The organism is Nostoc sp. (assembly GCF_036917455.1).
Taxonomy (GTDB): Bacteria; Cyanobacteriota; Cyanobacteriia; order Cyanobacteriales; family Nostocaceae; genus Nostoc.
The window spans coordinates 1-8,554 of sequence record NZ_JBALDK010000186.1; the positions used below are offsets into that span (position 1 = coordinate 1).

Below are 8,554 nucleotides of genomic sequence, written 5' to 3' on the forward strand. Positions count from 1 at the left end.
ATTAATTATATATTTTGTAGTATATAGTACTTTAAAGTACGTAATCTTGATTAGCGATCGCTCTTGGGAAAAAACTTTTTGGTTTACTGATTAGGGATTGAAACAGCATCATAACTTTCATCAACTTGAAAATCAACAGATTGCAATTCATCAAAATCCCTATTAGGGATTGAAACAAATAACCATCTTTTGCTAATTGCTCTTTTCCTGAAATTGCAATTCATCAAAATCCCTATTAGGTATTGAAACATCATGTTTGTGCCTTTCTACGAGGTAAAGGATTGCAATTCATCAAAATCCCTATTAGGGATTGAAACTTATTTTGCAGGTGGTTTCTCTTTTAAAGTATCCAAATTGCAATTCATCAAAATCCCTATTAGGGATTGAAACAACACCCAATACCAATGAATCGAAGCGTGAAGGATTGCAATTCATCAAAATCCCTATTAGGGATTGAAACAACAAAGGCAACGACTGGCTTAAAAGTTATGCGCAGCATTGCAATTCATCAAAATCCCTATTAGGGATTGAAACGAAATCATTGTTCACGAGAACACCGACACAGGAATTGCAATTCATCAAAATCCCTAGTAGAACAAAATTCATTCTGAATTCTGACTCCTGACTCCTAACTCCTGAATTCTGTTTCGAGAAGTTTTTTAAAGCATCACCAAACTATCTTGAGTTTCTTCCTCTAATTCATAACCATTAGCGAGTTTCTCAATAGCTTGGTCAATCATTGCCAAACCTTGATCTACCTTTTCAACTAAACTTAGCTGTCCTCGGAGTTCGGCAGCACCCACGAAACCTTTCGCATACCAAGTCATGTGCTTACGGGCTTGACGCACACCGCGATCGCCTTTATACTCCCACAAGGCTTGTAAATGATCTCTTGCACACTCCAAACGCTCAATCGGGGTAGGTGTCGGTAATATCTCGCCAGTTTTTAGGAAACGATCGATTTCTCCCACCAAAAACGGATAACCCAAAGTTCCACGAGAACACATTACACCATCAGCGCCAGTTTGTTCTAAACATTTCACCGCCGCTTCAACAGAGAAAATATCTCCATTCCCAATTACTGGGATAGAAAGCACTTCTTTTACACGAGTAATCCATTCCCAACGGGCATTGCCATTGTATCCTTGGGCGCGGGTGCGTCCGTGGACTGTAATCATTTGTGCCCCAGCATCTTCCATCCGTTTGGCAAAGTCGAGAATAGTAATTTCGTTGTCATTCCAGCCAATACGGGTTTTGACAGTCACAGGGACATCAACAGCTTTTACCACTTCCCGTACAATTGCCTCTGCTACTTCTGGTTGGCGCAACAACGAAGAACCGCCACCATTTTTAGTGATTTTATTTACCGGACAACCCATATTAATATCAACAGTATCAGCACCTTCGGCAACTGCCTTGATTGCTGCTTCTGCCAAAAAATCGGGACGGCAATCAAATAGTTGAACGCTAATAGGGCGTTCATTGGGATCTACCTCCATGATTTTGGGTAACTGCTTGACATAATGTAACCCCGTAGCATTCACCATTTCGGTATACATCATCGAATCTGGCGCATAGCGACGCACGAGACGGCGAAAAACCATATCCGTTACTCCAGATAAAGGCGACTGGAGAACCCGACTTTTTACCTCAAACGTGCCAATCTTGAGGGGTTGGGAAAGTCTAGCTTGGAGAATGGGGGAAAGCGAAATCATATAAAAAATTAAAAATTATGGGAATGGAAATAACAAGAATATTTAGAAGTATCGTGATTCGCTTTTTGTCACATTCTAGCTATCCAGTAGAGACGCTAGACATTCTACTGGATGGCAGGGGTTTTTATTTAAATTAGTCAAAGTTTTAACACCGTTTATCCTTGATAAATGGGGCTTTTGGAGCGCGATACCACTCAATTTAGTCAAGAATTAGTCAAGGGTAAATTTTGAGGTGTGGAAGTAGTGGGTGACGAGGGATTTGAACCCGCAACCAATAGATTAAGAGTCACGGTTTCATTGCAATCGTAGCACAAAAATCCAGCAAACTAGTTGCTGGATAACTCAAAACTATAAATTATAAATTCATCATTCTGGCGGCACGGGGCGATCGCTTCTATTCATAGCCAGTTCAAAAGCTCTTTGGTGATGCTCGGCATTGATCCATGCGTGATAGAGGTTGCTGTGAACTGACAGACTGTGCCCCATCTGTTGCGCTGCAAGCGTTACATCAATTCCATACTCTAGGGTGCGAATAGCCCAAGCATGGCGCAGGTCATAAACCTTGAATGGCAAACCATCATTTCGCCTAAATCTTTGAGTAACCGTTCTGCCAATTACAGAATTATTTCGGTTTAAGTTAATGTCGGGGATTTTGACATTTGGCAACCCAAAAGAGTCAAACCACTCTGGATGGAAAGGCCAGATTTTTCTGTAACCAGTCTTTCCAGCCAGGACAGTAATAATTTTATTACCTGCTCGTAGTTGCTCTAAATCCAAGAAAAATACCTCATGATTTCTCAATCCGTAAGTGGCAAGCATTCCAAATATCCACTGCCACTTCACATCCGCGAAATTAGAATGGCATTCAACAATTAATTTGTCCGTTGGCAGGCTACGGATCTGCCTGCTTCTATAGCCATAGTTTCCTGAATAAGAGTTAGGGTTGAAATCAAGGTCAGCAAATTTAGCCAATAATCGCAGTGTCAGACAAAATCGTTTCCGGGTTCTAGTGTCTGGCGTGGTTGTCAAAATAGCTTGTTTGAGTACTTCAGTATTTAGCATTTCGTGTTCAGGCAGTGTTTTAAAAACTGTCTGATATTCAATCTTCCATGTGCTTTCTGTTTTGAAATTACGTTGCCTTCTTTCAAAATAATCTTTCTCGAATTCTTGAATCCATTCGCCAATATTCTTCACTTTATTTTGCAATTCTGACTTTAAATAATCTTTCCAGTCAAAAGTTTTGGTATCCAATTTCAGCCTGACAAGCTTACCTTCCTTTTCTGCGAGCCTTACCCCGTCGAAATTGGCGACAGTAATATTTATTTTTTGCTGATGCCAACTGTTTTTTGTTGATTGCGGCTTTGGGGGAAGCGTTGCGCGTAAGTAAAGTCTGCTGCCAATTTGTTCAATGTTGATGCCGTAACTACGGAGCCTTCCGTTAGCCTCCTTAATTCGGTGTTCAATATTTTTCATTCTCAAATTTCCATTAAGAATCCATCCCAAAATGAAGCAGGTTTTTACCTACCTCTTATTGAGATAAAATCAATTACCTTAAGTCAAAAAGTGCAAGAGCGATCGTTAAAAAATTCGATTAAAACCCGTCGGGGACATCGCCGCCTATCCCAGGTTCAAAAGGGATGTTACCTGAATCTGCCTCCTCAATAATTTCGGCGATAACTGATTGCGATTCGACTTTAGCGGCGTTTAGCAACCTCTGAAATTGAGGCATTGAAGGCGCTTCTGGCTTAATGCCTTGCGCTCTTAAAAATTCTGCTGTTGCTTCCCACTCCGAGCGAAGCTTGTTCATCCTCTCCTCAAGTTCACGGTTTTCTACCCGTAACTGTCGGTTCTGGCGGTAGAGTTCTTCGGACTTAGGCCCAACTGCTGTTATGGCTTGTTGTCTTAAATTGTCAACCACTGAAGTTACTGTCTCGCCTTCTTCTAGTTCAACCGTAAAACCGACTCGCTCGTTACTGTAGTCGCCGATCGAGATTAAGAAATGAGCATGGACTAATTTGATTTTCATCGCATTGACAATGTGTGATATTTTTGACTTGTCCAGGTTTTGAGTGTTGGGATTGATTGCGATCGCGTTCCTCATGAGCGCGTTCGCCCTTGGCGTTGGCGCAGCCATCGCATTTAAATTTCAGTCCCACTCATTCTGTCTGCCTTGCTGCAATATTTGCTGCAACCACTGTTTACCTTCTTCCCAGCGTCGTCCCCCCATTTTCAAAACTTGCTCAATAACGTAAGTCTCCCCCTTAACTTCCAGTAACGACTTCACCGCTAAATAGAAGGCTTTCTCGTCGGAAGTGGAAGTGGAAGTTTCCTCAGTGCGATCTGCGCTCGGCTCTTTATATAAGTGTTCTAGGCTAGTTTTTAATTCCCGATCGACTTCCTCTTGGTAAGTCGGTGCATCGCCATAGACTTCGTAAAGTGCTTGCTCTTGCTGCTGGGTATGCAGTGCAAATTCAGTTTGCTCTAGCTCTTGGTTCATCGCCGCTAATGCTGCACGTCGAGCATCCTGGATAATTAGCCGACGCGATTCCTGGACGAGTTGGACTGATGCAACAAGCGCCAAGCTGTAGCTAACTCCCTTTGCGATCGCAGGAACTGGAGAAAGTGCAGTTAGCCAAAAAGCTGTCGCACTAGCTAGCAAACAGTTGGTTTTCACCCACCTATCAGCCATGACAGCATCCCTCCCAAAACAATCGAAACTGCGATCGCAATCAGCAAGGCGTAATAATCTGGTTCAGACAGTTTGAGAAAAGGCCTAACAGCATCATCTGTGAGCAGAGCGATAACCAGACCAGCGCAACACATTATGTAGACAACCCACATAACCCGAAACAAAGCAGGATGCAGCGCCCCTAGCCAAGCTACTGAGCTAGAGGCGATACAGCCCAAAAGGAACCAAGCCCCCAGGTGTACCGCCTTTGCCATTAGTATTTATCCTTGACTTTGGCTTTTAACTCGTCAATCCGTTGTTGTGCTTTGTTTTCAGCGCGGTCTAGACCGAAACCTAACTTTGCGTATTCAGGGCGCAGCGCATGTAAGTGCCTTGCAGTCGTTGCGTCGGAGCGTTTTTTGGTAAGTTCGTTGTCAGCAACTCCCTTAATGTAGGTACGATGGGCAGTGTGTACCTGTGCATCAGATTCTTCCAGCCTTCTGAGCGATTTGTAAGCGCGTTTAGCCTGACGTGCTTCCTCTCGCTTTTGACTTGCAACCTGCTTGAGTGCATCAGCCTCAGCTTTGTTGAAGTACCGTGGTGTATGATTTACTGGTGCTGTCCTGACAGTCTCCCAAGTTCCCGCGTTCACCGGGTTTACCACACTTGGATCTGTTGGTGATAGTACCCGATTTTTATCTATGCCGTGGCCGCCCGTGGACAGCGAGGACTCATTACTATTGCTGTTAGATTTTCCAGCGCTGGTAATTCGTGCAAGGATTCCCATTGTTTACTCCTATCTACAAACTTGGTTTTTGACTTTCTCTAGCTGCTGGCTTTGGGCTTTCATCTCGCGCAGTTGCACTTGATCCGCGCTCTGGTAGGTGGAGATTGCACCCATGCTTAAACCCGCGACCAGTGCAGCTGCAACGATTACTAAATAACCTGCGATGTTATTACCTGCTGGGGTAGGTTCAGGATCTGGAATTGGGTAGAACTCCCCAGTGAATGGCACAACTTTACTAGTGCGCTGCTGTTTAGTCTGTTTCATCTCCTCCCTCTAGCAACATTGGCTGATATGTGGGTAAGAGTAGATGCTCGGTTCCGGCGTTGAGCGCTGCACGAACTGAAAGTGTGACTACTTCGCGGTCTTCAGGTGTGGGATTGTCACGCATCTGTTTAATGCGTTGCAATGTTCGACCCGGCAATTGTCGCCAGTATTCACGGGCCAGTCGCTGTGCATCTTCTTCTAAGAGCGATTCAAGTAAATCGGGTGCGTCGGATTCTGCATCAAATTTTGCATCATCCTCAGTTGCATTTTTCGTTGCACGTCGGCTGTGCAATAGTTCAATTCCCGCGTCAGTCCATAGTTTCTGCCCGTGTTCATCAATTGCAACGTGAACGTCAACTTGAAACACCTCAGCGTGACGACGCATCCAGGAGCGAATGGTACTTTCTGGTATGCCAGTCAGTCTGGCGGCATCAGGAGTGGTGTACAGGTTCTGCATTCTGCCCCCATCTGACTTGGGAAATAATCGCTTCCATGATTCCTGCCTGGTCGGAGGGTGAAAGCTGATCTGTCATCTCTCTTGCAGCAGCATAAATTTCCCCGCGCACACCTCCCTCAAGCTGGTTTCCCAGATTTGATGCCAAAATCATCAATATAGATAGCTTTTCTCGCTTGGACATTTTCTCGAAGCCGCTACCGTATTTTTCCTGCACTCGCTCCAGGAGCGAATCATCTCCTGGGCTGTAATTGGTGTAGTAGCCTAATGGTCTTGACATTGGTAAAATCTCCTTACGTATCACATTTCAAATTTTTGTTTGCACTTGGCGATCGCAGTCCTCATACCCTGAGTGCGATCGCCTTTTCACTGGTCTTCTGGCGGCAAAGACTTTTTGAATTCGCTGATTCCACCAGAAAAATGTCTTTCAATGCCTGCTGTTACCTCCTCATCGGTTAGTTCGTCAACTTGTTCCTCTTGTAGATCGCCCCAGGGGCAGCAATCTTTTATCCAATTTCTCGCTTCAACTAATTGTTTTGGTGTTAGCTCCTCCATTGGTCACTAGTAGTTGTTTGTTAATTTTATACATTCAGCATGGATAAGAGCTACGTACTTCTAACCCTGCGATCGCTACGACTTATGGGTGAATACAGTTGTCAGTCATCAGGTACAGGGTGTTTCCGCGCAAGGACGAGGCGCGGGTGCTTGCTCCATTTGTGCAACGCAAAGGGTTAGGCGTTGGGGAGCGATCTTGTGTTGCAAAATAAGTTGTATGCGTGTACAACTAAATAAAGCCTAATACTACGCGCGCTAAAAGTCAACATTCTATGCGTATACAATGAGAGGTAGTGCATGGGTACAACGGATGCGGAAGCCAATCCACGGACAAAGAAAGAAAAGCCTGAATTTGACAGTATCTCCAGAAGCTCATCAGCTACTAGAGGAGAAATCACTCTCGCTAGGACTCAGCAAGAGCGAATTCATAGAGAGGGTAGCTCGCGATCAAGCATTCTCCGCTCAGGAGAAAAAGATATTAAAAAAATGCTTGATCGTCTGATCAGCGAATATCAAGATCAGATAGCTGTCAAACAAAGCGAAATAACCGAGATCAAAGCCAAGGTTGAAGACCTCAACTCACTCAAAGAGGAGTTAAACTCAGAAGACGAAAATTGTGAATAAAGCCGTCCTGCCTTACTGGTAGGACGGCTTTATTCGTGGCGTATCGCCTCATTCCAAACCGGAGTGCGATCGCCACGAAGTTAACTAATGACCAATGACCAATGACCAATGAAAAGACAAAGAATTTCATCAAAGGTAGTTCGAGCCAGGTCTCTTGCCATCTACGAGCTAGAGAAATTTATCGAGTACATGCACAGTGTTGACCCAGAATTAAAACCCGATGAAGCGATAGTGCTAGCCTCGCTTACATTGCAGCTACTGCCAGAGATATTTAAAGAGAATCCCGACTTGGTGAGTCAGTTTCAAGAGTTGGCCACAGAGTTGAAGTTGAAACGCTCTCTTCATGGAGTGCGATCGGCTAACTAATGACTAAAGAGCCAACATCCCCAAAATTCGAGGACTTAATGAAACAGACAGATGCCCAAATGCAGCGATTGGGCTGGACAGTTGACCAGGGTCGAGAGCATTTGCAGAAGTTTTATGGAGTGCGATCGCGATCGCTGTTGACCGAAGAGGAATTAGATGACTTTCTTCTCTATCTACAACTCTCTGACTAGAACTCTAACTATGTCTTAACAGTAACTCCGTAAGTTATTGCACGCAAAAAAAACTCACCAACTTAGAGATTGGTGAATCTAATCAAAAAAAACATCAGTAAAAAATGAACAAACACTTACGAAGATTAGACAGTAAAATGTCTGCTATTTTCCTACATTCTACCACTTCAAACAACTTAAAACTAGCCAATCGGGGGACAGAGCAATGATAGCAATCCCCTACACTTTTACTGAAGAATTAAGTTTTAAGCCTGATAACAACCAGACATTACCACACAACATTGAGTCCGAGTTATACGTACTTGGTGCAATAATGAACCAGCCGAGTGCAATTTATCAAGTTAAAGATAGATTAAAGCCAGAGCATTTTTACGTTGGCGCACACAAAGATATTTACCAAGCCTGTCTTAGACTTAACAAAAAGGGACAGCCAACAGACTTACTGCATGTTACTAACTGGTTGTCAGATCATGAACTATTAGCAAGAATTGGTGGTAGAAACGCACTAGCTAATATTGTTATAACGACACTAGATAATATTCTCGATATAAAAGTCAGTGGAGCGAGCATTGATAGTTTAGCCGCCGGAATTACTATACTTGCCAGACGTAGAGAAACAATCAAAAAGGCTAATAAAATTGAAAGTTTAGCTTATGATACACAGACAGAATGGACAGATGTTTGTGTAACAATTGAAAACGAACTAACAGAAATAATCTCAGCACCAGTAGCGCCAACAAAAGAAGAAAACCAACTGTGGCACTACAATCAGCTAATCAGTGAACTAGAGAATATTTACCTAAAAACTTCTAACCCCGGTCTGAAACTATACAAACTTCAGGAATTAGCTAATAGCAGCCCTGGCAGAAGAGTTAAAGACTTAGAAGACCTCTACATGAAATCGCTGTGTGCCACAGTCGAGCCACGAAA

At 43.6% G+C, this 8,554-nt stretch carries 14 protein-coding genes and 1 CRISPR repeat array; of the genes, 4 read left to right on the plus strand and 10 right to left on the minus strand.

What is annotated here, in order from left to right; all coding sequences use genetic code 11:
* The first annotated feature begins 139 nt into the window (after positions 1-139).
* Positions 140-534: a CRISPR direct-repeat array (repeat unit 37 nt; unit sequence ATTGCAATTCATCAAAATCCCTATTAGGGATTGAAAC).
* Between the two features lie 125 nt (positions 535-659).
* From dusB to V7K42_RS19665, 10 genes are all read right to left on the minus strand, one after another.
* A complete protein-coding gene (gene dusB / locus V7K42_RS19620) occupies positions 660-1,715 on the minus strand; it encodes a tRNA dihydrouridine synthase DusB (protein ID WP_094344345.1) in 1,056 nt (351 codons plus the stop codon).
* Positions 1,716-2,081: 366 nt separating this feature from the next.
* Complete coding sequence (locus V7K42_RS19625) at positions 2,082-3,188, minus strand: site-specific integrase (protein WP_334918953.1); 1,107 nt, start codon at positions 3,186-3,188, stop codon at positions 2,082-2,084.
* A gap of 118 nt (positions 3,189-3,306) precedes the next feature.
* Positions 3,307-3,816: a hypothetical protein gene (locus V7K42_RS19630; protein ID WP_334918955.1), complete on the minus strand. Its 510-nt coding sequence runs from the start codon at positions 3,814-3,816 to the stop codon at positions 3,307-3,309.
* 45 nt (positions 3,817-3,861) lie between these two features.
* The gene (locus tag V7K42_RS19635; RefSeq protein WP_334918957.1) at positions 3,862-4,404 is read right to left on the minus strand and encodes a hypothetical protein; all 543 of its coding nucleotides are present in this window, start codon (positions 4,402-4,404) and stop codon (positions 3,862-3,864) included.
* Positions 4,386-4,658: a hypothetical protein gene (locus V7K42_RS19640; RefSeq protein ID WP_094343874.1), complete on the minus strand. Its 273-nt coding sequence runs from the start codon at positions 4,656-4,658 to the stop codon at positions 4,386-4,388. Before V7K42_RS19640 ends, V7K42_RS19635 begins: the two co-directional genes overlap by 19 nt.
* Positions 4,658-5,170 (minus strand): hypothetical protein, encoded by a 513-nt coding sequence (locus V7K42_RS19645; RefSeq protein ID WP_334918959.1) that lies wholly within the window; start codon positions 5,168-5,170, stop codon positions 4,658-4,660. The genes V7K42_RS19640 and V7K42_RS19645 overlap by 1 nt, the downstream gene beginning before the upstream one ends.
* Before the next feature lie 9 nt (positions 5,171-5,179).
* Entirely contained in the window at positions 5,180-5,434 is a 255-nt protein-coding gene (locus V7K42_RS19650; RefSeq protein ID WP_334918961.1) for a hypothetical protein, read from the minus strand.
* Positions 5,421-5,891 (minus strand): hypothetical protein, encoded by a 471-nt coding sequence (locus V7K42_RS19655; RefSeq protein ID WP_334918963.1) that lies wholly within the window; start codon positions 5,889-5,891, stop codon positions 5,421-5,423. The genes V7K42_RS19650 and V7K42_RS19655 overlap by 14 nt, the downstream gene beginning before the upstream one ends.
* Entirely contained in the window at positions 5,866-6,168 is a 303-nt protein-coding gene (locus tag V7K42_RS19660) for a hypothetical protein (protein ID WP_334918965.1), read from the minus strand. The genes V7K42_RS19655 and V7K42_RS19660 overlap by 26 nt, the downstream gene beginning before the upstream one ends.
* A gap of 86 nt (positions 6,169-6,254) precedes the next feature.
* The gene (locus tag V7K42_RS19665) at positions 6,255-6,443 is read right to left on the minus strand and encodes a peptide ABC transporter substrate-binding protein (protein WP_334918967.1); all 189 of its coding nucleotides are present in this window, start codon (positions 6,441-6,443) and stop codon (positions 6,255-6,257) included.
* Positions 6,444-6,740: 297 nt separating this feature from the next.
* Here V7K42_RS19665 and V7K42_RS19670 point away from each other — a divergent pair, with 297 nt between their 5' ends.
* The 4 genes from V7K42_RS19670 to V7K42_RS19685 all read left to right on the plus strand — a co-directional run.
* Complete coding sequence (locus V7K42_RS19670) at positions 6,741-7,067, plus strand: hypothetical protein (protein ID WP_334918969.1); 327 nt, start codon at positions 6,741-6,743, stop codon at positions 7,065-7,067.
* A gap of 108 nt (positions 7,068-7,175) precedes the next feature.
* Positions 7,176-7,433 (plus strand): hypothetical protein, encoded by a 258-nt coding sequence (locus tag V7K42_RS19675; protein WP_334918970.1) that lies wholly within the window; start codon positions 7,176-7,178, stop codon positions 7,431-7,433.
* On the plus strand, positions 7,433-7,624 hold the full coding sequence (locus V7K42_RS19680) for a hypothetical protein (RefSeq protein ID WP_334918972.1): 192 nt from the start codon (positions 7,433-7,435) through the stop codon (positions 7,622-7,624). The genes V7K42_RS19675 and V7K42_RS19680 overlap by 1 nt, the downstream gene beginning before the upstream one ends.
* Positions 7,625-7,829: 205 nt before the next feature.
* Positions 7,830-8,554 (plus strand): DnaB-like helicase N-terminal domain-containing protein (locus V7K42_RS19685; RefSeq protein WP_334918974.1); only part of this gene is annotated, 725 nt, incomplete at its 3' end.